Below are 26,334 nucleotides of genomic sequence, written 5' to 3' on the forward strand. Positions count from 1 at the left end.
CGCTACGACCGGACGGTGCCGTCCCAACACCATGTCGTACGGCGCGGACGCCCGGGCAGCGCGAGCCGTCCGGTGGCCCACAGCAGCGTCGACCAGGGGTCCGCCCCCACCAGGACGTCCGGGAACAACCGGGCCAGCACCCGCGCGCACACCTCGGCCGGCGGCTCCCAGTCGAGCCCCAGCCCCGCGGCCAGATCGTGGGTGTGGACCACCGTCTCGACGATCCCCATCGCCGCGAACCCCTCCGGGTCCGACACCCCGAACACATGGTGGGCGCGTGCCTGCGGCGGCGTGGTCCGCACCATGGCCACCAGCAGCGCGCCGCATGCCTCCAGGGTCTGCAGGAGACCGGCGGGCCCGGCCGCGCGGTCGGCGTGCACCGCGTTCGCCGGACCACCGGGGCGGCGGGCCTGCCAGACGAAAGGCACCTCGCGGTCCAACGGCGGTGTGCGTGGCCCCAGTTGGACGGCGTAGGCGAAGAGGTCGTCACTGAGGTGTTCGACGGTCTCCCAGCAGTCCCACTCCAGCGACCCGGCCCGTCCGCCGTCCCACGCCGAGGCGGGCGCGGTGTGCAGGAGGTCCACCGCGAGCCCTACGGCGCGGGCGAGATCGTCGGCGGTCACGGGACCTGGGGTGGCGGGCGAGGGCCGGTGCGTCGCGTCGGCCGGGCTGCTGCTTGATCGGGACATGCCTGGACGGTACCGCGCGGGCCGGGGACCGGGGGAGGCCCGAACGACGGGGCGCGGGCCGGTCGTCCGCATACCGGAGCGGTGGTGGCATGACGCACGCGAACTCCGACGCGCTGTCGGTAACTGTCCGTATTTGACGGACTATCATCAGCGCCATGTCCGCCCCAGAACTGATGCGTATCGTGTCCCGAGACTCGCCGATGGCTCTGGCCCAGGTGGAGCGTGTCCGCGCCGCACTGGCCGCGCTGCACCCCGGCATCATCACGGAGGTCGTCCCCGTCAAGACGACCGGAGACCGGTGGCTGGGGTCGCTCTCCCAGGTGGAGGGCAAGGGCGCGTTCACCAAGGAGGTCGACGCCGCCCTCCTGGCCGGCGCGGCGGACCTCGCGGTGCACTGCGTCAAGGACATCCCCGGTGACCGTCCGCTGCCCGTCGGCACGACGTTCGCCGCCTTCCTCAAGCGGGACGACGTCCGTGACGCCCTGATCCACCCGGGCGGCCTCTGCCTCGACGAGCTGCCCGCCGGCACCCGTATCGGTACGTCGTCGGTGCGTCGGATCGCCCAGCTCGCCGCCTCGCACCCGCACCTGGAGTGCGTGCCGATGCGCGGCAACGCCAACCGCCGCATGGAGAAGCTGGCCGCAGGAGAGGCCGACGCCCTGCTGCTGGCGCTCTCCGGTCTGGAGCGGATCGGACGCACCGACACCGTCACCGAGATCCTGCCGGTGGACCTCATGTGCCCGCCGATCGGCGCGGGCGTGCTGGCGCTCCAGTGCCGGGAGGACGACGCCGACACCATCGACGCGGTGAGCGGCCTCGGCGACCCGGCGACGCACCGGGAGACCCTCGCGGAGCGGATGCTGCTGCACGTCCTGCAGGGCCACTGCAACAGCCCGATCGCCGGGTTCGCGAGCACCGACCGCCGCGGGGAGCTCTCGCTGCGGGCCAGCGTCTTCACGCCCGACGGCAAGACCGTGCTGCATGCACACGAGTGGGCCGGCCCGCTCACCCCTGAGACACTGGGGACGTCCGTCGCCGTGGCGCTGCTGCGCCAGGGCGCCCGCGAGCTGATCGACGGCATCGCGCACTGATCCCGTCGAGCACCCGCACGCGAGCAGGGAGTGCGGTTCATGCGTCCTCGGATGCCCGCCGAGTGGGCTGAGCACGAGACCTGTCTGATGGCCTGGCCGAGCCGGGAATCCCGGTGGGGAGCGGCCTTCGCGGCCGCTCGGCGGGAGTACGCCGAGGTGGCCCGGGCGGTCTCCGCGTTCGAACCGGTGCTGATGATCGCCGCGCCGGGGCAGGGCGCACCGGCCCGTGCGCAGTGCGGCGCGGGCATCGAGGTCGTCGAGCTGCCGCTGGACGACTCCTGGCTGCGGGACTCGGGGCCGCTCTTCGCGTTCACCGAGGACGGCCGGCGGGTCGGCGTCGACTTCCGCTTCAACGCCTGGGGCGGCAAGCACCGCCCCTGGGATGACGACGACAGGTTGGCCGCGCGGCTGCTGGACCGGTTGCGCATCGACCGGGTGCACTCCGAGATGGTGCTGGAGGGCGGGGCGATCACCGTCGACGGCGAGGGCACGCTGATCACCACCGAGCAGTGTCTGCTGAACCCCAACCGCAACCCGGGGATGGGGCGTGCGGACATCGAGGCCGAACTCGGCCGGCGCCTGGGGATCGGCAAGGTGATCTGGCTGCCCTACGGCGGGCTGGCGGACACCGCGACCGACGGCCACGTGGACAGGGTCTGCGCCTTCGTGGCTCCGGGGAAGGTCGTCGCCTTCGCACCCGCTGACGAGCGGCATCCCGATCACGCCCGGATGCGGGCCAACCGCGCGGTCCTGGAGGCGGCCACCGACGCCCGGGGCCGGGGGCTGGAGATCGTCGAACTGCCGCAGACCGCGTACGGCACGGTCGAGGGCGGGGGCGTCGAGATCGGATACCTCAACTTCTACCTCGCCAACGGCGGGGCGGTGGTCCCGGTCGGCGGCGGCGACCGGGACCGGGAGGCGCTCGAGGTGCTCGCCGCCGTCCTGCCCGGCCGCCGGGTGGTCGGCGTGCCGGCCCCGGCGCTCGCCTTCGGCGGCGGCGGGGTCCACTGCGTCACCCAGCAGTTGCCGGGGGTCTCCCGCACCGGTTAGGGCCGGTCCGACGGGTCGGCGCCGGACCGGCCCCGGCCGCGGACCCGTTCAGGACTGCGGGCGCTTGCCGTGATTGGCCGGGTGGTTGCGGCGTGACTTCTTCTTGCGGCGACGCTTCGACGACATGGGTTCTCCCTTCCGTACGAGGCAAATGGTGCATGTCCGGCATATCTACCATCCCGCTCGAACTTCTTCCGGGGGGAGTGATGGTGGTGTCGGGGGCGCTCATTTGACGCTCCGGCGCCACAAAGTGCCGCGAGAGACCGGCATTTGGTCGGGAGCACCCCCTCGCACCCGCTAAGCTTGCTGGATACAAGCAATGTATCCAGTGGATCACCTGGATCGCGTTTTCACGCATGCACGCATTCGGTGCGAAGGATCACGACGATGAGCAACAGCACGGCCCATGCCTCCGACGGGGCGGAGGTCTCTGAGATCACCGCCGCTTCGAGCCTGGACGAGGCGGCCGAGGGGCTGGGGACGGTGATGGTCCGTTTCACCCGGCTGATCGCCGCCTGGAAGCAGCGGGTCAAGCACGACGCCGGCGCCGCCGACCGGGTCCTGCTGGCCAGACTAGTCTGCGGCGGCGACCAGCGGGCAACCGACCTGGCCGCCGACGCCTTCCTGGACCTTTCCACCGTCAGCAGGCAGGTGCGCTCGCTGGTCGAGCGCGATCTGGTCGCCCGTCGCCCCGACCCGGAGGACCGGCGCGGCTCGCTGCTGACCGCCACCGAGGCGGGCCGGGCCCGCTTCGAGGACTACCGGCGTCAGCGGGACGCCGAGCTGGCCGGGATCCTCGAATCCTGGTCGCCGCAGGACCGGGCCGACCTGATCCGGCTGATGAGCCGGCTCAACCACGACCTGGCAGAACGTCAACACTCACGACCGTGCTCCGGGGGAGACCAGGGCACCGCCGTGGAGCAGGGAGAGATACGTAGATGAGCACAGCCACCTCTCCGCCAGGGGCGCAAGCCAAGGCGATACCGGGGGCGGGGGTTCTCACCCACCGCCAGATCCTCACCATCCTCAGCGGTCTGATGCTGGGGATGTTCCTTGCCGCGCTCGACCAGACCATCGTCAGCACGTCCATCCGGACCATCGCCGACGATCTGCACGGCCTGAGCCAGCAGGCCTGGGCGACCACCGCCTACCTGATCACCTCGACGATCGCCACACCGCTGTACGGCAAGCTGTCCGACCTCCACGGCCGCAAGCCCTACTACCTGGCCGCGATCAGCATCTTCGTGGCGGGCTCGGTGCTCTGCACCTTCTCCACCTCGATGACCGAACTCGCCGCGTTCCGCGCCGTCCAGGGCCTGGGCGCCGGCGGTCTGATGTCGCTGGCGCTGGCGATCATCGGTGACATCGTCCCGCCCCGGGAACGCGCCCGGTACCAGGGCTACATGCTCGGTACGTTCGCCACCTCCAGCGTCGCCGGTCCGCTGATCGGCGGCGCGCTGGCCGGCCAGGCCCACCTGCTCGGCATCACCGGCTGGCGCTGGGTCTTCCTGGTCAACGTGCCGATCGGCATCATCGCGCTGTTCGTGGTCGCCAAGGTCCTCAACATCCCGCACACCCGGCGCAACCACCGCATCGACTGGTGGGGCGCGCTCACCATCGCCATCGGCGTCGTCCCGCTGCTGCTCGTCGCCGAGCAGGGCCGGGAGTGGGGCTGGACCTCGTCGAAGTCGATCAGCTGCTACGTGATCGGCGTGCTCGGCATCATCGCCTGGATCCTCGTCGAGCGCCGGATCGGCGACGACGCGCTGATCCCGATGCGGCTGTTCCGCAACGGCACCTTCAGCAAGACCAGCCTGCTGTCCGTGCTCATCGGCATGGGCATGTTCGGCGGGATGCTGATGATCCCGCAGTACCTCCAGATCGTGAAGGGCGCCAGCCCCACCAAGTCGGGCCTGGAGATGCTGCCGCTGATGGCGGGCATGATGATCGCCTCCATCGTGTCCGGCCAGATCACCTCCAAGACCGGCCGCTACAAGATCTTCCCGATCATCGGCACCGCGCTGATGATCGCCGCCATGCTGCTCTTCCACTTCCGCGTCCAGTGGGACACCGCGCTGTGGGAGACCATGGTCTACATGCTGGTCTTCGGCCTCGGCCTGGGCGGCTGCATGCAGACCCTGGTGCTGGCCGTGCAGAACGCGGTCCCGCCGAAGGACATGGGTGTGGCGACCGCCTCGTCCACCTTCTTCCGGCAGATGGGTGCCACCGCAGGTACCGCGATCTTCCTGTCGGTGCTCTTCACCACCGTCGGCGACAAGATCGGCGACGCGTTCAAGAAGGCCGCCTCCACCGCGCGGTTCCAGGAGGCGCTCAAGGACCCCGCGGTGCTGCGCGACCCGGCCAACAAGCCGGTGCTCGACATGCTCCAGCACCCCGGCAAGGGCGGCTCCTCGGGCGTGCTGAGCGACTCCTCGTTCATCCAGCACCTCGACCCGCGACTGGCCGAGCCGTTCAAGCGCGGCTTCGCCGACTCCATGCACACCGTCTTCCTGATGGGTGCGGTCGTCGTCGCGCTGGCCTTCGTCCTGATGTGGTTCATCAAGGAGATGCCGCTGCGGCAGATCTCCGGTCTGCAGGCACGGGCCCAGGCGGAGGCCGAGGCCAACGGCGAGGCCCCGGCGGCGGAGGCCGCCCCGGCCGCCGCACCGGCACCGGCGGAGGCGGCCCCGGCCGCCGCGGCAGTCGCCTCGGACCCCGGTCCGGACGTGTCGGGACCGGTCATCCACGGCACCGTGCGGGACAGCGGCGGCCAGCCGGTACCGCAGGCCGCGGTCACCCTGATCAGCGTCGGCGGCCGGCAGCTCGGCCGCACCGCGACCGACACCGACGGCGGCTACGCGCTGCCGACCACCGGCCCCGGCACCTACGTCCTGATCGGCTCCGCAGGCGCCCGCAAGCCGCAGGCGCTGACGGTCGTGGTGGGCGCCGAACCGGCCGCCTTCGACCTGACGCTGAGCGGCGCGGCCGGGCTGTCCGGTGAGGTCCGCGAGGAGAAGAACGACGACCCGGTACCCGGTGCGCTGGTCGTGGCCACCGACGTGCGCGGTGAGGTCGTGGCCTCCGGCGTGGTCGGCCAGGACGGCGGCTTCACGTTCAACGAACTGACCCCGGGCAGCTACACCCTGGCCGTCAGCGCGGAGCGCCACCGCCCGTCCGCCCTCCAGGTGGAGGTCGCCGCCGGCACCCGCAACTGGTACGAGATCCGGCTGACACTGGGCGCCCAGGTGCGCGGCACCGTCCGCACCGCCCAGGGAGGCGCGGTCAACGACGCCCGGATCACCCTGCTCGACCCCACGGGCAACGTCGTGGGCAGCGCCACCAGCGGTCAGGACGGCGAGTACGTCTTCACCGACCTCGACAGCGGCGACTACACGCTGATCGCCAGCGGCTATCCGCCGGCCGCCGCCCCGCTGCGGCTGGCCGCCTCCGGCCAGGCCGAGTGCGATATCGAGCTCAGCCACGACACGGTGAACTGACCCCCGCCGCCACGTGCGGCACGGGAAGGGCCCGGCGACTTCGGTCGCCGGGCCCTTCGCCGTACGGGGACCTTGCAAGGGATCGGGACCGCTACGGCTGCGGCTGGATCACCTGGTCATCGGCAGCGGCACCCGCGGTGGCGGAGTCGGCGTGCCGGGAGGTGAACGGACACGTCCAGTCCTTCTCCGTGAACCGCCCCGAGAAGTGCCGGGCCGGCTGCTCGTACTCGTACGCCACGAAACTCGGGTTGACCGAACCGTTGTTGCGGACCTCGCGCCGCCGGATCGCGTCCTGTATCGAGTAGAACTTCTCGCCGAGCATCATGAACTGCGTCAGGGAGTTGAACGCGACGGTCGGCGCGGGGGAGCGGCGACTGGCCCGGGACGCGCCCGGGTGCATCCCGACCAGGAAGAAGGACATCCCGCCCACGTGGAAACCGAACTCGGGCCGGCCGGGGTCGGAGGTGTAGCCCTCCTCCAGGCCGTGCTCGTCACTGTCGAGGTCGTGCATCAGCTGGAGGTGCCGCCACAGCGCCTCCTCATAGCCGGGCTCGTCGAGATCGCCGGGACCGTCGAAGGTCGCCACGAACGTGCGGAAGCTCTGGGACGACAGCAGCGGCCGGGTCTCGGCGGCGTACGCCAGCAGATCCCGGTGGTTCTGCTCGGCGGACCGCGGGTCGCCCAGCTCCCCGTAGTGCCGGTGGGTGAGGGCATCGCGCTTGAGGGCCGACCGCGCGCCCAGGCAGCTGAACTCGTGGGTGTGTATGAAGCGTTCCAGTGCGGCGCGGTGCACCGCGGTATGGCATTCGGTCATGGTGCGCCTTGTGAGTGGGTGGGTGGGTGGTGGGCGGCGGTCCGGGAAGATCGGCGGCTGTCGTGATCGACGGTGTGATGCATCGATCACCGTGGCAAGGATTTAACCGGACAAAGGTTCAACGCGAGGGGTTTTTCGTACGGAGCAGGGGGGCCGGTGCGGCGCCCGGCCGCAGAGGTGCCCACCGGCCCCGGGACGCGACCGGCGCCGACCCCGGCATCGCCGCCCCCCGCCTGGACCGTGACGCGCTGCGGCCCAGCCCACCCCCGCCTAGGCTGCCGAACATGAGCGAGCGTAGCGAGCGCACCACGGGACGCCGCGCGCCCGGCGCGGGCGCGGGAAGCGGGCTGCCGGTATGAACACACAGTTCGACGTGGTGGTTCTGGGCGCGGGCCCCGGAGGGTACGTCGCGGCCATCCGAGCCGCCCAACTCGGCCTGCGCACGGCGATCGTCGAGGCCAAGTACTGGGGCGGTGTCTGCCTCAACATCGGCTGCGTCCCCTCGAAGGCACTGCTCCGCAACGCCGAGATCGCCCACATCGTCGGCCGCGAGGCGAAGACCTTCGGCATCCAGGTCGACGGGCAGGTCACCTTCGACTACCGGGAGGCGTTCCTGCGCAGCAGGCGGGTGGCAGAAGGCCGCGCCAAGGGCGTGAACTTCCTGATGAAGAAGAACAAGATCGAGCAGTTCGAGGGCGTGGGCACGTTCATCGACCCGCACACCCTCCACGTCACGCTGGGCGACGGCCGGACCGAGACCCTCACCTTCGGCCACGCGATCATCGCCACCGGCTCGGTCACCCGGCTGCTGCCCGGCACCTCCCTGAGCCGCCGGGTGGTGACCTACGAGGAGCAGATCCTCTCCGACGAACTGCCGCGCAGCATCGTGATCGCCGGAGCGGGCGCCATCGGCGTCGAGTTCGCCTACATCCTGCACAACTACGGTGTCGAGGTCACCCTCGTGGAGTTCCTCGACCGCGTCGTCCCGCTGGAGGACGAGGAGGTCTCCGCGGAACTCGCCCGCCGCTACCGCAAGTTGGGCATCAGCGTCCTGCCCTCCACCCGGGTCGAGGGCATCGACGACTCCGGCGAGAAGGTCCGCGTGACCGTCACCACCGGCGGCCAGCGGCAGACCCTGGAGGCCGACCAGATCCTCCAGGCCGTCGGCTTCCAGCCGCGGATCGCCGGCTACGGGCTGGAGAACACCGGCGTCCGGCTCACCGAACGCGGCGCCATCGACATCGACGGCCGCTGCCGGACGAACGTGCCGCACATCTTCGCCATCGGCGACGTCACCGCCAAGCTGATGCTGGCCCACGCCGCCGAGGCGATGGGCATCGTGGCCGCGGAGACCATCGGCGGGACCGAGACCATGGAACTGGACTACGTGATGATCCCGCGGGTGACGTTCTGCCAGCCGCAGATCGCCAGTTTCGGCTGGACCGAGGCACAGGCCCGCGACCGGGGCTTCGACGTCCGGGTGGCCAAGTTCCCGTTCACCGCCAACGCCAAGGCCCACGGCATCGGCGAGACCGCGGGCTTCGCGAAGCTCATCAGCGACGCCCGGCACGGCGAGATCATCGGCGCCCACCTCATCGGGCCCGAAGTCACCGAACTCCTCCCGGAGTTGACCCTGGCGCAGAAATGGGACCTCACGGTCCATGAGGTGGCGCGGAACGTGCACGGTCACCCCACCCTCAGCGAGGCGATCCAGGAAGCGGTGCACGGCCTCGCGGGGCACATGATCAACATGTGAGCGCGGGGCACCTCCGGCAGGACCCGGTGCACGACCAGGCCGGGGAACGATCGTTGCACGTCGATGACGTCGGCCTCACCGTCGGCTCCGGAGATCCGGCCGGCGTCGTGTGCGGTCCGAGCGGACGCTCGAGTTATGCCGCCGTGGCGGCATACAGACCAGCTGGCAATGACCGCGCCCCGCCGCTGGTGAAGCTGCCGATGAGCGGCGCCTCAGAGGGCATCGCCGCCGGCTTCACGGCCCTGATCCCGGTGCTGGAGCGGGAGCAGTCCCGCGTGGCCGGTGGCATTGGTGCGCACCCGCCCCAGCAGATCACGAAGCGTCCGCCGCTCGTCGGCGCTCAGGCCCGCCAACAGCCCCTGCTCGACCTGCTGGTGGACGGGCCACAGGGCCGCGAGCGCCTGCTCGCCCTCCGGGGTGCGGGTGTAGGCGTTCTCCCGGTGTGCGAGCCAGCCGCGTTCCGTCAACGGGACCAGGAGGTCGTGGAGTTCCTGGGCGTCCACCCCCAGGTCGCGGCGGAGTTCGTCCGCCGGCGTGTGCTGTTCGGCCGTGACCACCATCAGCGCGATGACCTGGGCGGAGGAGAGCCCGGCGGCCTCGCGCGCGGCGCGGTCGAGGGCGTCCCGGATGAAGCGGCCGGTGAGCGTGATGTCGCGGCCCAGGCTGCCGCGGATGCGTTCGGTCAGCACGGAGAGCACCCTTTTCGTTCGCAGTTCGTACATCGAAATGCCGGCCGCCACACCGACGTTGAGCGATTCCACCGCCCCGGCCATCGGGATGGCGACCAGCAGGTCCGCCGCGTCGATGACCTCCTGGCCGACCCCCGACGTCTCGCCTCCGACGACCAGGGCCACCGGGCGTCCGTCCAGCGGGGCCAGTGCCTGGAGGTGACGGCCGTGCGGACTGGTCGCCACGATCTGGAATCCGGCTGTCCGTAGCGCCGCGACCGCCTCGGCGGGGGAGCCGAAGCGTCGCATGCGGGCGGTGAGCGCCGTGCCGCGCGAGGAGTCCAGTACCCGGCGGGACGTCATGTCCGTACCGGGGTCGGTCAGCACGATGTCGTCGATGCCGAGCGCCCGTCCGCTGCGGACAAGCGTGCCCAGGTTGCCCGGATCGGCGACGCCGTCGCAGACCAGCACGAAGTCGCCCCAGGGCGCGGACACTTCGGCTTCGGCGGGGAGCGCCGCGAGCGCCAGCCACGCCACCGGGCGGCCGGAGCCGGCCACCTGTCGCAGCACCCCGTCCCGGACCCGGTGCACGGCGACGCCCCGGTCCCGCAGCCGCCCGGCCAGCTGCTCGTCCTCGGGAGCGGACGCGCTCTGCGCGCGCAGCACCTCCCGCAGCGGCGTGCCGGCCGTGAGCACCTGCTCGATCAGCGAGCGGCCCTCCAGCACGCATGCGCCGGCCGCCGCGCGTCCCGCCCGGCTGCCCAGCGCCCGCACTGCCGCCACCCGGACGTCCTTGACGGACGTCACGACCTGTCCCGTATCGCCGGCCTCGACCGTGGCCGGCCGGCTGCTTCCGGTCCCGTTCACGGCGCGATGGTCTCACGGCGAGGGGTCGGGACGGCCGGGCCTGTGGAGGGCCGGGCACGGTCCGGCTTCGGCGGGCCCCGGTGCGGGCGTTCCCCGGCTCGTTCGTCCACGCGTCCGTGACCGGCGATGATGGTGGGTGTCGGAACAACGGGAGGTGGGTCATGAACCTGGTGCCGCACGAGGAAGGCGGTGGGCCGGCGTGCCTGCTGCACCAGGTGTGCCCGGAATGCGGTCGGATCCGCGAGCGCCCCACCGACCCCGGGTGCCCGCACTGCGCACCGCCGCCGGGTGGCGCCGCACGGTCGCGGGACCGCGACGCCGAGGGCAGGGCCCGCAACGCCCGCCCCCGCGACGGGCTCGGGCGGCCGCTTCCCTACGGACAGGAGGGGGTGCCCCGACAGTCCGAGGGTGTGATCCGCACGCCCGCGCAGACGCTGGCGGAGGCGCAGCGGCTGTTCGCCGAGGGGATGCCGTTCCATGCGCACGAGGTGCTGGAGGACGCGTGGAAGTCCGCGCCCGCCGACGAGCGGCCGCTGTGGAAGGGCCTTGCCCAGATGGCCGTCGGCGTCACCCACGCCCTGCGGGGCAACACCACGGGGGGTGCCCGGCTGCTCCGCCGCGGTGCCGATGCCGTCGAGCCGTATGTGTCCCGGGCCCCGCACGGTCTTGATCTGGCGGCCTTGGTGGCATGGGCGCGTGACCGCGCCGTGGACGTCGAGCGGCACGGGGTGCCCGAGGGCGGCGACCTGGTGCCGCGCCTGCGCCGCGAGGGCGGGGAGGAAGGGCGCGAGCGGCACTGACGTCCGGGCCTGCGCACGGAGCGGCCCCCGCCCCGGCCGAACGCTGTGCGATCGGCCGGGGCGGGGGCGGGTTGCGCCGCCGTCAGGCGGCGAGTGCGCTGATGCCGAGCGCGAGGAGCGCTGCGACCTTGGCCAGCTCGAAGCCCACGTAGAGCAGGTGGGTCCGCGAGCGCGGCAGGGTCTCGCCGGCGAGGACCCGGTCGGACCGGCGGTTCAACATCGGCCGGATCACGGCGAGTTGGACGGCCAGGATCAGTGCGGTGACGGCGGCCGCCGCACCGATGGCCACGGTCGGGTGACCGACGGCCACCGCCACGATCACGACGGTGGCCAGGCCGATCTCGACCCTGTTGAGTGCCCGGAAGACGATGCGGCCGATGCCGAGCCCGATCGGCACGGTCACTCCGGGGGCGCGGAACTTCAACCGGGCTTCCAGGAAGGAGATCCCCAGCACCATCCCGAGCCAGAGGAAGGCGCTCGCCGCCGTGACAGCGGCTGATATGGCGTTCATCGGCTGCTCTGCCCTTCCGGTGTTCCGTGGTGCCGACCGGGCCGTTCCGGTCGGCATGGCCGCATTCCGCTTCCGCTTACTGCTGGCCGAGCCACAGGTCGGGCCCGAACACCTCGTAGTGGACGTCCTGCGCCGGCACACCCCGGCGCAGCAGGTCACCGCGGACGGCGCGCATGAACGGCAGCGGGCCGCACAGGTAGGCGGTGACGCCCTCCGGCAGTTCCACGGCGCCGATGTCGGCCCGGCCGGCGGACGCGCCGGGCTCCTGGTCGCTGGACTCCTCGTACCACAGGTGGAGGGCGGCGTTCGGCAACTCCCGGACGAGCTGCCGCAGTTCGGCGCGGTGGGCGTGGTCGGCGGGGGTGCGGTCGGCGTGCAGCACGGTGACCGGCCGGGTGGAACCGGTGGCCGCCAGGTGATTGAGCATGGCGAGCATGGGGGTGCTGCCGATACCGGCCGACGCCAGCAGCAGCGGCCCGTCGTCCTCGGCCAGGGTCAGGTCGCCGAACGGCGCGGAGACGGTGAGCACATCGCCCGCCTCGGCGTTCTGGTGCAGCCAGGAGGAGACCTCGCCGTCGGGCCGCACCTCCTCGCGGACGTGCTTGACGGTGATCCGCCACTCCGGGCGGCCGGGGGCGGCCGAGAGGCTGTACTGGCGGATCTGGTGGGCGCCGTCCGGCAGTTCGACCTGCACGCTCACGTACTGGCCCGGGCGGAAGGCGCCGCAGGGGCGGCCGTCGGCGCGCCGCAGCTCCAGGGAGACGATGTCGGGGGTCTCCTGGCGGCGCTCGACGATCGTCATCTGCTGCCAGATCTCGCCGTCGGCGGTGCCCGCCTGCTGGTAGAGCCCGGACTCGATGGCGATCAGCGCGTTGGCCATCAGCCAGTAGACCTCGTCCCAGGCCTCGGCGACCTCGGGGGTGACGGCGTCGCCGAGGACCTCGACTATCGCCGCGAACAGGTGCTTGTGGACGATCTTGTACTGGTCGGCGGTGATGCCGAGGGAGGCGTGCTTGTGCGCGATCCGGCCCAGCATCGCGTCCGGGCGGGTGTCGGGGTGCTCCAGCAGCATGCCGGCGAAGGCCGCGATCGAGCCGGCCAGTGCCTGCTTCTGCTCGCCGTTGGCCTGGTTGCCCCGGTTGAACAGGTCCCTGAGCAGTTCGGGGTGCGCGTCGAAGAGCTTGGTGTAGAAGAGTTCGGCGATGTCCCCGATGGCGGCGCCGACGGCGGGCAGCGTGGCGCGGACGACGGGGGTGGACTGCTGGGAGAGCACCGAGTACCTCCTGAAATTAGCTAACGATCTTCCAATTTAACGGCGTGCGGATATCGCTCGTCCCATGGGGGGCGGGGTTAATCCGGGGTGGCCGATCAGCCCGGGGGAGGGGTGGTCAGCCTGACGAGCACCGGCCCGGTGGGTGAGGTCACCAGGTCGGACACGGTCAACGGGTCGAGCGTGGCGTAGAACGCGTCCTGCGCCTCGCGCAGCGCTCGGCGTAGCCTGCACGCCGCGCGCAGCGGGCAGGGTGCATCGCCTTCACAGGTGACGACCTCGCCCTCGCCCTCCAGCTCACGCACCAGCCAGCCGACGGAAGCCCGTCGACCCAGGCTGGTGAGTTCCAGTCCGCCGCCGCGTCCCCTTCGGGCCTCGACCACGCCGAGGTGCTGCAGCCGACTGATCGCCTTCGTCATGTGCGTGTACGGCACATTCACCGCCTCCGCCACTTCCCGAGTGGTCAGAGACGCGTCCTGCTCCGAGACCGCCAGGCGCATCACGGCACGCAGGGCGAGATCAGTGAACTTCGTCAACCGCACGCTGTGACGGTATCAAATACGCATGTGGCATTCATATTTCCCGGGGGTCCTTCGCGGTGTGGAGTCCGTCACGGACTCGGCTACGCTCCACTCACCAGAAAGCCCGGCGCCGCAGCCGCTTCGAGGCAGGCGGCGCTGCACCAGGCACGTATCGGACGGTGACGACTGATGGCCCACGCGCACATCGACCCCCGCGACCCCCACCCCGCCCCGGCGCCGCAACTGCTCTGCGACGCCCGCGCGCTCACCGCGCACGCGGGCACGACGGCGGGGGCGCTGTGGCGGTTGGCCGAACCGGGACGCCAGCTCGACGCCAACCTCGTCCACCTCCCGTCCGGGGAGCGCGTCGACACCCACGTCGAGCCGGACCTGGACGTCTTCCTCTTCGTCGTCGACGGCGACGGCACCCTGGGGGCCACGCAGGGCCCGCAGGCGCTCGCCGAGGGCAGCGTCGTATGGCTTCCGCACGGCTCCGCCCGCAGTCTCGCCGCGGGCGAGCGCGGGATGTCCTACCTCACCGTCCACCGCCGCCGCCCCGGCATGCAGATCCGGACCACGCCCCCCGAGCCGTGGGCTGCCGCCGTCCCGGACTGATCGGCCGGCGCCGGGGTTGCGGCCGGTCAGGCGCGTGCCAGGCATGCCGTGCGCCAGTCATGCGGCCCACCGGGCGCGCCCCGGGCATCGGAATCCGGTCACGGTGACCGGCGCGGACGACGGGTGTCCCTCTCGGGCGGGGTGCGGATGCGTCGCGCGCAACGCGACGGGCGGGTGGGGGAGCAGGGGCGGGCGCGCACCCGACTGGCGAGAGCCGGTGGGTGCGCGCGCCGCCCCCTCGGCGTTCGGCCGTGCGCCCCGGGAAGGGCGAGCCGGCCGGTATAACGTTGCATATGCCGATTGACGAAGCCGCATCGCAGAAGCCGTCCGTCCGGTCCGCCGCATGGTCCGAACTCGACGAGGTGGCCGAGGAGGTGACGGTGGCCGTCATGGCGGCCTCCCGCCTCGTGATCGCCGTGTCGGCACGCGCGCTCGCCGCGATAGACGACACCGTGACCCTGCCGCAACTGCGGGCCCTGGTAGTCCTGGAGAGCTGCGAACCTCTCAAACTCGCCGCGCTGGCAACGACGTTGGACGTCAACCCGTCGACCGCGATGCGCATGGTCGACAAGCTCGAGGCCGCCGGACTGGTGGACCGCAGGACCAATCCCGCCAGCCGCCGCGAGGTCGTACTGCGTCTCTCGGCGGCGGGGCGGGCGATGGTGGAGCAGGTCCTCGCGCATCGCCGGGCCGAGATCCGCACGCTGGTCGGTCGGTTGCCGGCCGAGCAACGCGCGGGTCTCGTACCGGCGTTGCGGGCCCTGGTCCAGGCCGCCGGCGAGCTGGCCGTCGATCCCTTCGACGAGGTGCGGCGGATAGGCGGACTGGTCGAGGACCCGCTCGGCTCGGACGGGCGCGCCGGACTGGGATGACACCGGGCTAAGCGGACCGGGTGGCGGCGCGCCGCGCAGGTCAGCGCGGCGTGCCGGTCCGCCGCCGCTGCGCGACAGCGCGGGATGCGGTGCGGCGCGGGGTGGACGCGGCGCGGGCCCGGGAGCGGTACACGACATACGGCCGGACCAGATAGCCGACCGGGGCCGTGAAGGCGTGGACGAGCCGGCTGAACGGCCAGAGCGCGAAGAGGACCATGGCGAGCGCGGCGTGCACCTGGTAGACGAGCGGGGCGTGCGCCATCGCCGCGACGTCGGGGTCGAGGGTGAACAGACTGCGGAACCAGACGGAGACGCCGAGCCGGTAGTCGTAGGGGTTGGCCACGGAGGAGGCCGTCGCGGCCAGCCCGGCCAGGAGGACCGTGGTCAGCACGGGGTGGACGAGCCGGTCGCTGCGGCTGGTTGCCTGGCGGACGGCGGGCACCCGCAGCCGGCGCCACAGGAGGACGGCCAGGCCGCAGACGGCCGCGACGCCGGCCGCACCGCCTATGGCGAGGGCGAGGGCGTGGTACGTCGTCTCGCTCACCCGGAGGCGCTCGGTGAGCGATTCGGGCACGAGGAGCCCCATGACGTGGCCGCCGGCGACGAAGAGCAGGGCGTAGTGGAAGAGCGGGCCGCCGATGCGCAGCAGCCGGGACTCGTGGAGTTGGCTGGAGCGGGTGGTGAAGCCGAAGCGGTCGTAGCGGTAGCGCCAGAGCGTGCCGGCGACCAGGAGGGTCAGGGAGAGGTAGGGCAGGACGCCCCAGAGGGTGATGCGCACATGCGTGGTCACCGGCGGACTCCTTCGTCGTCCGAGGTGGTCAGGATCGGGAAGGGGACGGGGACGGGGGTGTCCGGCGCGGGTGCCGGCCGCGGTCCTGCGGGCACCGTGCGCCGGACGGCCCGCAGTACGTCGGCATACGGGCTGCGGTAGGCGTCGAGTGCCTGGCCGAGCAGGTCCAGGGCGCCGCGGTAGTGGTGGAGCAGGGGGGTGCCCGCCTGGGGGCAGCGGGCGGCGAATTCGAGCATCGTGGGCAGGTGGTCGGGGAGTTCACCGGCGGCCGGCTCCCAGCCGTGGGCGCGGTACCGGGCCTTGAGCGCGGCCAGGGACGCGCCGCGGCGGCGGGTGTCGCCGTCGGTGTAGTGGGTCAGGTGCAGGGTCCGGCGGCGGCTGCGGTCGAACGTGGTCACATAGCGCGCCGCCAGGTCCAGCGGCGGGATCGGTGCCGCCAGCCGGCAGAAGCCCCGCAGCAAGTCGGCATCCATGCCCTGGAGTTGGTCGAGGGTGGCGGCGACCTGGCCGGCCCGTCGCGGCCAGGACGAGTCGGGGTAGGAGAGGAGCAGGGCGGCCGCCTGGTGGAGGGCCCGGTGGCGGTTCATCGGCGCCGGCCCTTTCCCCCGCGGGGCGGGAAGAGGCCGCGCGGTGTGCCCCGGCCGTTCCAGTTCAGCAGGTTGATCCGCCCGGCGGGTCCGCTCGCCGGCGCCCCGGCGGGGGACAGCGGCGCGTGGAAGGCGTCCGGGTCGTACATGCCGGGCCCGCCGTGCCCGTCCAGGCTGCAACCGGTGTCCCCAGTTTCCGCGTCGCGGTCGGCGTCGACGGTGTATCCGGTGGGGATCACATACCGCTCCTCGTACTTGGCGAGCGCGAGCAGCCGGTACATCGCCTCGATGGAGTGCTCGTCCATGCCGACGCCGCGCGCGATGGCCGGATCCCGTTCCTCGCCGAGGTTGATCCGGCGCATATGCGCCCGCATCGCGGCGAGCCGGCACAGCGCGGCCTCGACCGGCACGGGGTCCCCGGCGGTGAAGAGCCCGGCCAGGTAGTCGAGCGGGATGCGCAGGGAGTCGATGGCGCCGAAGAGGGTGGCGGGGTCCTCGCCGTCGTGGCCGCTGCGGGTGAGGGCGTCGACGACGGGCGAGAGCGGAGGGACGTACCAGACCATGGGGAGGGTGCGGTACTCGGGATGAAGGGGCAGCGCGACCCGGTAGCGGGTGATCAGATCGCGCACGGGGGAGCGGCGGGCGGCGGTGATCCAGTCGTGCGGGATGCCCGACTCCTCGGCGGCGCGGACGACCTCGGGGTCGAACGGGTCCAGGAAGCAGTCGAGTTGGGCCTGGTACAGGTCCCGTTCGTCGGGGACGGCGGCGGCCGCGCCGGCCCGGTCGGCGTCGTAGAGCATGACCCCGAGATAGCGCAGCCGGCCGACGCAGGTCTCCGAGCAGACGGTGGGCTCGCCCGCCTCGATGCGCGGGTAGCACAGGGTGCACTTCTCGGCCTTGCCGGTGGCGTGGTTGAAGTACACCTTCTTGTACGGGCAGCCGCTGACGCACATCCGCCAGCCGCGGCAGCGGTCCTGGTCGACCAGGACGATGCCGTCCTCGATGCGCTTGTAGAGGGCGCCGGAGGGGCAGACCGCGACGCACGACGGGTTCAGGCAGTGCTCGCAGATCCGCGGCAGATAGAACATGAACGCCTGCTCGTACTCCAGCCTGACCTGGTCGTTCATCCGGCGCAGCACGGGATCGCCGGACAGGTGGGCAGGGCCCCCGCCGAGGTCGTCGTCCCAGTTGGGGCCCCAGGTGACCGCGGTGGGCCGGCCGTCGATCAGGGAGCGGGGGCGGGCGGTCGGCAGGTCCTCGCCCAGGGGCGCGGAGATCAGCGTCTCGTAGTCGTAGGTCCAGGGCTCGTAGTAGTCGTCGAGGGAGGGGAGTTCGGGGTTGGCGAAGAGGCGGGCCAGGCGGCGGGCGCGGCCGCCGGAGCGCGGCACGAGCCGCCCCCGGCCGTCCAGCCGCCAGCCGCCCTGCCACCTGTCCTGGTCCTCGTGGCCGCGGGGGTAGCCCTGGCCGGGGCGGGTCTCGACGTTGTTGAACCAGGCGTACTCGGTGCCCTGGCGGTTGGTCCAGGTCTGTTTGCAGGTCACCGAGCAGGTGTGGCAGCCGATGCACTTGTCGAGGTTCATGACCATGGCGACCTGCGCCATGCAGCGTCCGACGGTGGCGGGGCGACGGGGCATCTTCAGTACTCCACATGCTGGGTGCGGCGCCGGATCACGGTGACGGCGTCCCGCTGGTTGCCGGTGGGGCCGTAGTAGTTGGGGGCGAACGACAACTGGCCGTAGCCGCCGATGAGATGGGTGGGCTTGATCAGCAGGCGGGTGAGGGCGTTGTGCACCCCGCCGCGACGGCCGGTCGCCTCGGTGCGGGGGACGTTCACCAGGCGCTCCTGCACGTGGTACATGAACACCGTGCCGGGCGGCATCCGGTGCGAGACCACGGCCCGGGCGGTCACCACGCCGTTGGGATTGACCGCCTCGACCCAGTCGTTGTCCGCCGCGCCGATGGCCTCGGCGTCGGCCACGCTCATCCAGATCACCGGACCGCCCCGGGCGAGGGTCTGCATGAGGAGGTTCTCCTGGTACTCGGAGTGGATCGACCACTTCGAGTGCGGGGTGAGGTAGCGCACCGTCACCGAGCGGGAGTCGTCGTCGGCCGGGGCGGCGGTGCCCTGGACGGCCGCATGGTCCAACGGCGGGCGGTAGACGGGGAGTTGTTCGCCCAGCTCGGCGATCCAGTCGTGGTCGAGGTAGAAGTGCTGGCGTCCGGTGAGGGTGTGCCAGGGCTTGCGGTGCTCGGTGTTGACGGTGAAGGGCGCGTAGCGGCGGTCCGGGGCCTCCTTGCCGGACCATTCGAAGCTGGTGCCGACCTGGACCGGCCGGTCCTGGGTGTCGGAGAAGACCACCCGGCGCTCGCGGACCGCCTCGGCGAGCCCGGCGAATCCGCTGCCCGGACCGCACCGTTCGGCGAGCCGGTCGAAGCCCTCGGCGGCCAGGCGCCCGTTGGTGGTGCCGGACAGCGCCAGGATCGCCTCGCACAGCTTCACGTCGGTGTCCAGGAGCGGGCGGCCGCGGGCCGGACCGGCAGCGGCCCGCCCGCACCGCTCGGCCAGCCAACGGGCCTCCGGCGCCGGACGGACGGTGACCCCCTTGACCGTCATGCCCTGCTCCTCGGCGAGCGGACCGAATGCCGCCAGCTTCGCCGCGACGGCGGTGTAGTCCCGCTCGACGAGACTGAAGAGGGGCAGGTTGCGGCCCGGTTCCGGGCGGACACCGGCCTCCCGCCAGTCCCGCGGGGTGCCGCCGGGCTGGGCCGTCTCCCCCGGGGTGTCGTGCTGCGGCGGGGTGGCAACCAGGTCGTGGGCGGTGTCCAGGCGGCCGGCCGCCAACTCGCTGAACCTCGCCGCCAGTCCGTGGAAGATCTCGAAGTCGGTGCGTGCCTGCCAGGGCGGGCTGATCGCCGGGGAGAAGGCGTGCACATAGGGGTGCATGTCGGTGCTGGACAGGTCGTGCTTCTCATACCAGGTCGCCGCGGGCAGGACGAGGTCGGCCAGCAGCGTGGTGGAGGTCATCCGGAAGTCCAGGGCCAGCAGCAGGTCCACCTTCCCGCGGGGCGCCGTCCGGTGCCAGGCGAGGTCGCGCGGCCGGCTCCCCTCCGGCGCCTCCTGCGCACGGGCGTTGTCGCTCGCCCCCAGCAGGTGCCGCAGGAAGAACTCGTTGCCCTTCGCCGAGGAGCCGATCAGATTGGCGCGCCACACGGTCAGCACCCGCGGCCAGTTGGCCGGCGCGTCCGGGTCCTCGCAGGCGAACGCCAGGCGGCCCGCGGCGAGTTCGGTGGCCGCCCACTCGCCGGGGTCACGGCCCGACGCGTGCACCCGGCGGCCGAGTTCGAGGGGGTTGGCGGTGAACATGGGGGCGGAGGGCATCCAGCCGAGCCGCATCGACTGGGCCACCAGGTCCGCGGTGTGCCGCCCGGCGAAGGTGCCGGCCCCGGTCGGCGCGGCCAGCGCGCCGGCGTCCTGGGCGTCGTACCGCCACTGGTCGGTGTGCAGATACCAGTACGGCGTGCCGGCCACCTGCCGCGAGGGCCGCACCCAGTCCGCGGCCGACTGGAGCTGCTGCCAGCCGCTGTACGGACGGACCTTCTCCTGCCCCACGTAGTGGGCCCAACCGCCGCCGTTCACGCCCTGGCAGCCGGTGAGCAGCAGCAGGGTGAGGAAGGACCGGTAGACGGTGTCGGAGTGGAACCAGTGGTTGGTGCCCGCCCCCATCACGATCATGCAGCGGCCGCGGGTCCGCTCGGCCGTGTGCGCGAACTCCCGTGCCGCGCGCACCACCGCGGCCGCCGGCACGGAGGTGATCGTCTCCTGCCAGGCCGGGGTGTACGGCTGCGCGGCGTCGTCGTAGCCCTCGGGCCAGTCACCCGGCAACCCCGGCCGACGGACGCCGTACTGGGCGAGGAGCAGGTCGAAGACGGTGGTCACCCGGCGCCCGGCGATCGTCCGTACCGGTACGCCGCGCCGCACGGTGCCCGGGGTGTCGAAGCGCGGCATCAGCACCGGAGCGCAGGCACCGCCCTCCCGATGGAAGGAGAGCGCGGGCTCGATCCCGCCCAGGTCCAGGTTCCACCGGCCGGCGCCGCCCTTGGACCAGCGGTCCCCGAGGGTGCCGTTCGGCACGACCGGACGGCCGGCGGCCGCATCGAGCAGCACCGGCTTCCAGGCCGCCTCCTCATCGCCCGGGGCCAGCTCCAGGGTCGCGGCCGTGAGGAACTTGCCCGGCACGAACCCCCCGTCCCGCTCGTCGAGTTCGACCAGGAACGGCAGGTCGGTGAAGCGCTTGACGTACGCGGTGAAGTACGGGACCTGTCGGCGGACGAAGCACTCGGTGAGGACCACATGCCCCATCGCCATCGCCAGTGCCCCGTCGGTGCCGGGATGCGGATGCAGCCACTCGTCCGCGAACTTCGTCGCGTCCGCGTAGTCGGGGGAGACCACCACCACCTTCTGGCCCCGGTAGCGGGCCTCGGCCATCCAGTGCGCGTCCGGGGTCCGGGTCACCGGCACGTTGGAACCCCACAGCATCAGATAGGCCGCGTCCCACCAGTCACCGGACTCCGGTACGTCCGTCTGGTCGCCGAAGACCTGCGGCGAGGCGATGGGCAGGTCGGCGTACCAGTCGTAGAACGACAGCATCGGTGCGCCGATCAGTGCCAGGAACCGCGCGCCGACCGCGTGCGAGGCCATCGACATGGCAGGGATCGGCGAGAAGCCGGCGACCCGGTCGGGACCGTACGCCGCGAGGGTGTGGACGTGGGCGGCGGCCGCGATCTCCAGGGCCTCGTCCCAGCCGATCCGCACCAGGCCGCCCTTGCCGCGCGCCGACTGGTACCGGAGCCGCTTGTCCGGATCACCGGTGACCTCCGCCCAGGCCGCCACCGGGTCGCCCAGGCGCTCGCGCGCCTCGCGGTAGAGCTCCAGGAGCACCCCGCGCACATGCGGATAGCGCACCCTGGTCGGCGAGTAGGTGTACCAGGAGAACGAGGCGCCCCGCGGGCACCCGCGCGGTTCGTACTCCGGCCGGTCCGGGCCCACCGACGGGTAGTCGGTCTCCTGGGTCTCCCAGGTGATCACGCCGTCCTTGACGTACACCTTCCACGAGCACGAACCGGTGCAGTTCACCCCGTGGGTGGAGCGCACGACCCGGTCGTGTGCCCAACGTTCCCGGTAGGGCGCGTCGTTGACGCTCTGGTCGGTCCGGTAGACCGCCCGCAGGTCCGGTGTCGCGGGCGTCCTGCGCAAGGACGTCCCGATCCGCAGCAACTGCTCAGCGGCCAGCGCCGCGACTCGTTCCGCTTCCTTGCGGGTTCCGCGTCGTCCCACCACCGTTGCTCCTTTCCCAGCACGCAGGTAGCGGTTCCGACCAGCTGGCGATGGTCGCGTTCCGCTTGGACCAGCTTGACCATGCGGAGGACCTGCCGAGGGCGGGTCCGCGAAAGGGTTGATGAGAGCTATACGTAGTTTTTCTTGCGCTTTGCAATATTTGCCACTGGCACGTACTTAGTGATCATGACGGGGTGCGGGGGGGCGGGAAAATGCCTACCGAGGGTGACGCTGTGGGGTGCGGCGGACCGCTGGGCGAGCCGGTGGCCGCCCGCGGCGGGTGCGCCTCAGGGGGCCGGGTGCCCGGATTCGCCCGCGGCGTCGGCCAGCGCCCGCAACGCCCTTATCAGGCCGGTGCGTTCGCGTGCCGGGAGGCGGGCGACGATCGCCCCGATCTCCTCGCGGCGGCGCGCCAGCACGGTCTCGACGAGCCGCCGGCCGGTCGCGGTCAGGCGCAGGGCGACTTCGCGGCGGTTGCTGGGGTTGACCTGCCGGTCGACCAGGCCGGCGGCTTCCAGCCGGTCGACCATCCGCATCGCGGTGGAGGGGTTGACCTGCAATGCGGCCGCCAGTGCGGCGAGATTCACCGGGCCCCGGCCGTGCAGGACGATCAGGGTGCGGAACTGGGGGAGGGTCGGCGTCGGGTCCACGGCGGTCAGCGACCGGGCGGAGATCGCGAGGAAGATCTGGGATGCCGCCATCAGGGCCGCCGTGGCCTCCTCGGCGGTCTCCCGCAGATCACCGTCCGACGACGTCGCCACCGGCCCGTTGTCACGGTGCGTGCGCTGTCCCATCGCCTTGCTTTCGCGAAGCTCTCCCGCGGCCCGAAAGGGCGTGGAGAGCGGGAAACTTCCGTCTCCCGCACCATTCATCATTGCAGAGTGCAATGGTAATCTGAAGGTGAGGTCTCCGGAGCATCGAAGCATTCGCATCGAAGCATCTGAGAGGAAGCGATTCGCATGCCTGACCTCTCTCACCACACCACCGCGGACATCACCAGCCACCCCGACGTGCCCGAGATGCGGGAGCGTTACGAGCGTCTGCTCACCGGCAGGCAAGCGACCGCCCTCGACGGGCTGATCCTCCTCACCGGGACGTACGCGGCGATCTCGTCGTGGGTGGTGCACTTCCATGCCGCGAGCCCGGAACTCGCGGTGAACAACCTCATCATCGGCCTCCTGTTGGCCGTGATCGGTCTCGGGCTGACCCGGGTACCGGCACGCATGTACCGGCTGAGCTGGACCTGCGCGGTGATCGGAGTCTGGATGATCATCTCCCCGTGGGTCGTGACCGCCGGCCACACCGCGACTGCCGGAATGATCTGGAACAACGTCGTGATCGGAGCCGTGGCATTGATCCTCGGGCTGGCCGCCACGCGGCTGGCGATGACGGAGCCACGAGGGAAGTCCCGTACCTAGCCGAAGGGGACGGCGCCCGACCGTCCGGAGGAGGCGACCATGAGTCTCTCCCTGCATGACCGGCGGACCCTCGCCCAGATCGAGCAGTACTTCATGGCCGACGATCCGGACCTGGCGCTGCTGCTGACCACCTTCGGGCAGGACGGACCGCGGGGCCGGCGGTCGCTCCGGCTCCCGCGCGGCCGGGCCGGGACGGTCCTGGCCTACGCGACGGTGGCGGTCTCCGCCGTACTGCTCGTCGCGGCCTGCCTGGCGCAGAGCGTGGCGCTGCTGTGGGCGGCGGGCGCCGTCGCGGTCGCCTCGACGGTGCCGCGCCTGATGGCGAGGCTCCACGCCGCCGTTGAGCGCCGGCGCCAACTGCACGACCGGGTATGAGAACGACCGGACCAGCGGCCGCTCTTGGTACCCGGAACATCACTGGACGCAACGCCGTCGAGGGCGGTGCCTTCCCGGCGGGAGAACAGTCCCTGTGGAGGTACAGGAGGCGGGTGAGTTTGATGAAGTGCTTCGACTGCGCATGGGCCGAAGAGGTCGTCGATGCCGTCGGAATATGCCATCACTGCGGTGTCGGGGTGTGCATCCGGCACTCCCATGTCGCTCTGGCGCCCGGCCACCGGCTCGCCGGGGTCGGCCAGTCGACGCTGTCCCGGCCGGCCCGCGAGCTCACCTGCCTGACGTGCCACCTCGCCATGTCCCCCACGTACTCGGCCCAGAAGAAGCGAAGCGTGCACTGAGGAACCGGCCCGTGCAAGAGGTCTGCGGGCGCCCGTTCGGCTCCAGGCGGGCGGGGTGCGCTCTGTTGACGCTCTGGGTGCCGCACCTGCCCGTCTGGAGTCTTCGCCTGCCGGGATCTCCGTCCCCCACCCCTCCGGTGGGGGACGGAACGGTGCTGCGGGCCGGGCTTCCCAGGGGCCTCGTCCTCGTCCGGGGGCGGATCACCGCGGACCCCGGCGGAGGGAAGGTGAACAGTCGGAACGGGGATAGGAAAGTTTCCCACCAACTCCTGGACGGCCGGCGGCCGGAGCGCTAGCTTCGCCACCGTCCGGTCATGTACCTGCCCCGCGTTCGACTGCGTGAACGCGGGGCGGAAGCGGCGAGGGCCTCCCCTGCCCCGCCCCGACTCCGAGGAGTGGCATGTCCCCACGACCCCGATTCTCAGCTCCGTGGCGGTGCCTGGTGGCGGCGGGCGCCGCCCTCGCCGCGACCGCGTGCACCGGCGCGTGGGTGCCCACGGCCGCGGCCCTGCCCACCCACGCCGCCGCGGCCCGTACCGGGACCTGGTCCGGGCAGTTCAGCGGCTACGGCTCCGCCTCCTGGAAGAGCGCCTGGGGCGTCGCGTCGAAGGGTGCCTGGGGCCAGTCCGAGCTCAAGGGGATCAACGACTCCACCGCACCGGGCGACGGCTCGGCACTCCAAGTCACCTACGGCGCCGGCTCCTCGGCCCACTCCTGCTCGAACTGCCCCAACCCCGGGGGCGGCCAGTTCTACACCCAGCTCGACAAGATCGGCCGGTCCGACCTGGCACGCTCGACCACGCTGGACCTCAAGTACTCCCTCAAGCTCCCCAAGGGCTTCGACTTCGGCAAGGGCGGCAAACTGCCTGGCCTCTACGGCGGCGCCATCGCCGAGGAGTCCGGCGGCAACCACGGCAAGGGCTGGTCCACCCGCTTCATGTTCCGCGCCAAGTCCAGCCCCAACGAGGGAGAGGTCTACCTCTACACCCCCACCAACTCCGGCCCCACCGGCTACGGAGTGGACGTGGGCCTGGGCTCCTGGAAGTGGCGCGCCGACGGCGACTGGCACACCGTGGAGCAGCTGGTCGACCGCGCCGGCGGGGACGTCACCGTCTGGTACGACGGCAAGCAGGTGCTCCAGGCCGAGAAGACCGCCACCGGTATCGCCGACATCCCGTTCGGCGGCGTGTTCTTCTCCACCTTCTTCGGCGGCCACGACACCAGTTGGGGCCCGAAGACGACCGAGCGCGCCGAGTTCGCCGACTTCTCCCTGTCGGCCACGGCCCAGCACTGAGCGGCTCTCCGCACGAACTCCCCGCGCTCCCCTGCCACTTCGTCCCGCGCGCCCGCGCCGTGCTCGATACCGCGGGGCTATGGTGACGCCCTGATGCTGGTCGGCCAGAACCCGGAGGTGGGGCGACGGTGGGTGGACCCGGCCCGCGAGCTCGTCATCAGTTCCCGCTGGGGAGCCGGGGTGGAATCCCTGATCGCCGAGGTCTCGGAGGCGGTACGCCCGGGGTGAGCGCGCCGGAAGGGACGTGACGGCGGCAACTCCGGTCGGGCGTGCGGGAGTACGGCGGGGCGCAGGCGCCGGTGCGCGCCCGGCGAGCGCGCCGCGATGCCTCCACGGGCGGCCCCGGGTCCGCGGATATGCCCCATGGCGCGGATGCCCCGAACCGATACTGACGGCAGTTCTCCGACTGCCCGCCCGGCGCCGCCGACGGGCAGTCGCCACTTCCCGTCTCGACAGAGGAGCATTGCCATGCGTCGTATGCGTGCGCTCGCCGTCGCTTCGGCCGCCCTGGCGGTCACGTTCGGTCTCGCGCCCACCGTGGCCGCCGCCCCGGCCAAACCCGTTCACCGGGCGGCCTACAACTGCACCTCCGGATACTTCTGCATCTACAGCGACTGGAACGGCAAGGGCACCCGTTGTCAGTGGTCGCAGCGGAGCAAGGCGAACACCGCCGACGACTGCTCGTTCATCCAGCGGGGCCGCAACGTCTACTCCGTGTGGAACAGGACCGGCCATCGGGTGCAGTACTACACCCAGACCAACTACCACCACCGCGTCGGCTCCACCCAAGCCGGAGCGCGCGGCAACCTCCAGGGCAGCTACCAGATCCGTTCCTTCAAGCCGCAGTAGGCGGATGACGCCTCGTCGGTCGGGTCTCCGCGGGATTCCGGCGGAGTCCTGATCGCACCCTTGGAGGGAGCGCGAGGGCGGATCACCGTGGGGATCCGGGCGGGGCGGACCCCGGCGGGACGGGGCTGCGGGGCACCGCTGGACGGGCCTCGCGGCCCCGAGTGTCTGCCGGGCCGGGGCCGGGCCAGGCGGTCTCGCGCCGGCCCGGCCCCGGCCGGGTGTCCAGGTCACGGTGCCCGTGCCGGCCCAGCGTCGCAGCACGGGAACCCGGGCCAGGGGACGGCCGCGTCGAAAACTGAAATGGAT

Annotated in this window: 25 protein-coding genes; 14 read left to right on the plus strand and 11 right to left on the minus strand. The window is 71.9% G+C overall.

All coding sequences use genetic code 11. The features are described 5' to 3' along the window. Positions 1-2 precede the first annotated feature (2 nt). On the minus strand, positions 3-689 hold the full coding sequence (locus tag ACIQE0_RS24865) for a maleylpyruvate isomerase N-terminal domain-containing protein (protein ID WP_402336034.1): 687 nt from the start codon (positions 687-689) through the stop codon (positions 3-5). Positions 690-844: 155 nt separating this feature from the next. Between ACIQE0_RS24865 and hemC the strand changes: the two genes are divergently transcribed. The 4 genes from hemC (at position 845) to ACIQE0_RS24885 (ending at position 6,327) form a co-directional block, all read left to right on the plus strand. Beyond that, complete coding sequence (gene hemC / locus ACIQE0_RS24870; RefSeq protein WP_402336037.1) at positions 845-1,780, plus strand: hydroxymethylbilane synthase; 936 nt, start codon at positions 845-847, stop codon at positions 1,778-1,780. A 39-nt stretch (positions 1,781-1,819) separates the two neighbouring features. Next, complete coding sequence (locus tag ACIQE0_RS24875) at positions 1,820-2,830, plus strand: agmatine/peptidylarginine deiminase (protein ID WP_402336040.1); 1,011 nt, start codon at positions 1,820-1,822, stop codon at positions 2,828-2,830. Positions 2,831-3,217: 387 nt separating this feature from the next. Then, a complete protein-coding gene (locus tag ACIQE0_RS24880) occupies positions 3,218-3,772 on the plus strand; it encodes a MarR family winged helix-turn-helix transcriptional regulator (RefSeq protein WP_366335313.1) in 555 nt (184 codons plus the stop codon). Further along, positions 3,769-6,327: an MFS transporter gene (locus tag ACIQE0_RS24885; protein ID WP_402336043.1), complete on the plus strand. Its 2,559-nt coding sequence runs from the start codon at positions 3,769-3,771 to the stop codon at positions 6,325-6,327. The genes ACIQE0_RS24880 and ACIQE0_RS24885 overlap by 4 nt, the downstream gene beginning before the upstream one ends. Before the next feature lie 91 nt (positions 6,328-6,418). On the opposite strand, the gene gntA is transcribed toward ACIQE0_RS24885, so the two are convergent. Then, positions 6,419-7,141, minus strand: a complete 723-nt coding sequence (gene gntA, locus ACIQE0_RS24890; RefSeq protein ID WP_402336046.1) for a guanitoxin biosynthesis heme-dependent pre-guanitoxin N-hydroxylase GntA — start codon at positions 7,139-7,141, stop codon at positions 6,419-6,421. A 355-nt stretch (positions 7,142-7,496) separates the two neighbouring features. On the opposite strand from gntA, the gene lpdA reads away from it, so the two are divergent. Beyond that, positions 7,497-8,897: a dihydrolipoyl dehydrogenase gene (lpdA, locus tag ACIQE0_RS24895; RefSeq protein WP_402336049.1), complete on the plus strand. Its 1,401-nt coding sequence runs from the start codon at positions 7,497-7,499 to the stop codon at positions 8,895-8,897. Between the two features lie 212 nt (positions 8,898-9,109). Here lpdA and ACIQE0_RS24900 read toward each other — a convergent pair whose 3' ends face one another. After that, positions 9,110-10,432, minus strand: coding sequence for a TrmH family RNA methyltransferase (locus ACIQE0_RS24900; RefSeq protein WP_402336052.1), 1,323 nt, complete (start codon positions 10,430-10,432; stop codon positions 9,110-9,112). Positions 10,433-10,593: 161 nt separating this feature from the next. Here ACIQE0_RS24900 and ACIQE0_RS24905 point away from each other — a divergent pair, with 161 nt between their 5' ends. Next, on the plus strand, positions 10,594-11,232 hold the full coding sequence (locus tag ACIQE0_RS24905; RefSeq protein WP_402336055.1) for a DUF309 domain-containing protein: 639 nt from the start codon (positions 10,594-10,596) through the stop codon (positions 11,230-11,232). An 82-nt stretch (positions 11,233-11,314) separates the two neighbouring features. Here the strand turns inward: ACIQE0_RS24905 and ACIQE0_RS24910 are convergent, their stop codons facing one another. The 3 genes from ACIQE0_RS24910 to ACIQE0_RS24920 form a co-directional block, all read right to left on the minus strand. Next, positions 11,315-11,743, minus strand: coding sequence for a hypothetical protein (locus tag ACIQE0_RS24910; RefSeq protein WP_402336058.1), 429 nt, complete (start codon positions 11,741-11,743; stop codon positions 11,315-11,317). Between the two features lie 76 nt (positions 11,744-11,819). Further along, entirely contained in the window at positions 11,820-13,016 is a 1,197-nt protein-coding gene (locus ACIQE0_RS24915; protein WP_402336061.1) for a globin domain-containing protein, read from the minus strand. Between the two features lie 95 nt (positions 13,017-13,111). After that, entirely contained in the window at positions 13,112-13,555 is a 444-nt protein-coding gene (locus ACIQE0_RS24920; protein ID WP_366335298.1) for an Rrf2 family transcriptional regulator, read from the minus strand. 168 nt (positions 13,556-13,723) lie between these two features. Here ACIQE0_RS24920 and ACIQE0_RS24925 point away from each other — a divergent pair, with 168 nt between their 5' ends. Beyond that, positions 13,724-14,149, plus strand: coding sequence for a hypothetical protein (locus ACIQE0_RS24925; protein WP_402336064.1), 426 nt, complete (start codon positions 13,724-13,726; stop codon positions 14,147-14,149). A 293-nt stretch (positions 14,150-14,442) separates the two neighbouring features. Beyond that, on the plus strand, positions 14,443-15,021 hold the full coding sequence (locus ACIQE0_RS24930) for a MarR family winged helix-turn-helix transcriptional regulator (protein ID WP_402336067.1): 579 nt from the start codon (positions 14,443-14,445) through the stop codon (positions 15,019-15,021). Positions 15,022-15,061: 40 nt separating this feature from the next. Here the strand turns inward: ACIQE0_RS24930 and narI are convergent, their stop codons facing one another. From narI to ACIQE0_RS24955, 5 genes are all read right to left on the minus strand, one after another. After that, a complete protein-coding gene (gene narI / locus ACIQE0_RS24935) occupies positions 15,062-15,811 on the minus strand; it encodes a respiratory nitrate reductase subunit gamma (protein WP_402336070.1) in 750 nt (249 codons plus the stop codon). After that, positions 15,808-16,398 carry a nitrate reductase molybdenum cofactor assembly chaperone gene (gene narJ, locus ACIQE0_RS24940; RefSeq protein WP_402336073.1) on the minus strand — a complete coding sequence of 197 codons (591 nt, stop codon included), beginning with the start codon at positions 16,396-16,398 and terminating at the stop codon, positions 15,808-15,810. The genes narI and narJ overlap by 4 nt, the downstream gene beginning before the upstream one ends. Beyond that, a complete protein-coding gene (narH, locus tag ACIQE0_RS24945) occupies positions 16,395-18,032 on the minus strand; it encodes a nitrate reductase subunit beta (protein ID WP_402336076.1) in 1,638 nt (545 codons plus the stop codon). Before narH ends, narJ begins: the two co-directional genes overlap by 4 nt. Positions 18,033-18,034: 2 nt before the next feature. Beyond that, positions 18,035-21,733 (minus strand): nitrate reductase subunit alpha, encoded by a 3,699-nt coding sequence (locus ACIQE0_RS24950; RefSeq protein ID WP_402336080.1) that lies wholly within the window; start codon positions 21,731-21,733, stop codon positions 18,035-18,037. A 287-nt stretch (positions 21,734-22,020) separates the two neighbouring features. Beyond that, a complete protein-coding gene (locus ACIQE0_RS24955; RefSeq protein ID WP_366335285.1) occupies positions 22,021-22,527 on the minus strand; it encodes a MarR family transcriptional regulator in 507 nt (168 codons plus the stop codon). Between the two features lie 165 nt (positions 22,528-22,692). Between ACIQE0_RS24955 and ACIQE0_RS24960 the strand changes: the two genes are divergently transcribed. The 6 genes from ACIQE0_RS24960 to ACIQE0_RS24985 all read left to right on the plus strand — a co-directional run bounded on the left by ACIQE0_RS24960 (position 22,693) and on the right by ACIQE0_RS24985 (position 26,028). Further along, positions 22,693-23,151: an SPW repeat protein gene (locus ACIQE0_RS24960; RefSeq protein ID WP_366335283.1), complete on the plus strand. Its 459-nt coding sequence runs from the start codon at positions 22,693-22,695 to the stop codon at positions 23,149-23,151. A 39-nt stretch (positions 23,152-23,190) separates the two neighbouring features. Beyond that, on the plus strand, positions 23,191-23,526 hold the full coding sequence (locus ACIQE0_RS24965; RefSeq protein ID WP_366335281.1) for a DUF3040 domain-containing protein: 336 nt from the start codon (positions 23,191-23,193) through the stop codon (positions 23,524-23,526). Between the two features lie 122 nt (positions 23,527-23,648). Then, complete coding sequence (locus ACIQE0_RS24970; RefSeq protein WP_402336126.1) at positions 23,649-23,885, plus strand: DUF2180 family protein; 237 nt, start codon at positions 23,649-23,651, stop codon at positions 23,883-23,885. A 400-nt stretch (positions 23,886-24,285) separates the two neighbouring features. Continuing rightward, entirely contained in the window at positions 24,286-25,179 is an 894-nt protein-coding gene (locus ACIQE0_RS24975) for a polysaccharide lyase (protein WP_366335277.1), read from the plus strand. A gap of 93 nt (positions 25,180-25,272) precedes the next feature. After that, the gene (locus ACIQE0_RS24980; protein WP_366335275.1) at positions 25,273-25,407 is read left to right on the plus strand and encodes a hypothetical protein; all 135 of its coding nucleotides are present in this window, start codon (positions 25,273-25,275) and stop codon (positions 25,405-25,407) included. 240 nt (positions 25,408-25,647) lie between these two features. Further along, a complete protein-coding gene (locus tag ACIQE0_RS24985; protein WP_366335273.1) occupies positions 25,648-26,028 on the plus strand; it encodes a peptidase inhibitor family I36 protein in 381 nt (126 codons plus the stop codon). The last annotated feature ends 306 nt before the right edge of the window (positions 26,029-26,334 follow it).

It is taken from the genome of Streptomyces sp. NPDC093097 (assembly GCF_044754325.1).
In the GTDB taxonomy this organism is placed as follows: domain Bacteria; phylum Actinomycetota; class Actinomycetes; order Streptomycetales; family Streptomycetaceae; genus Streptomyces.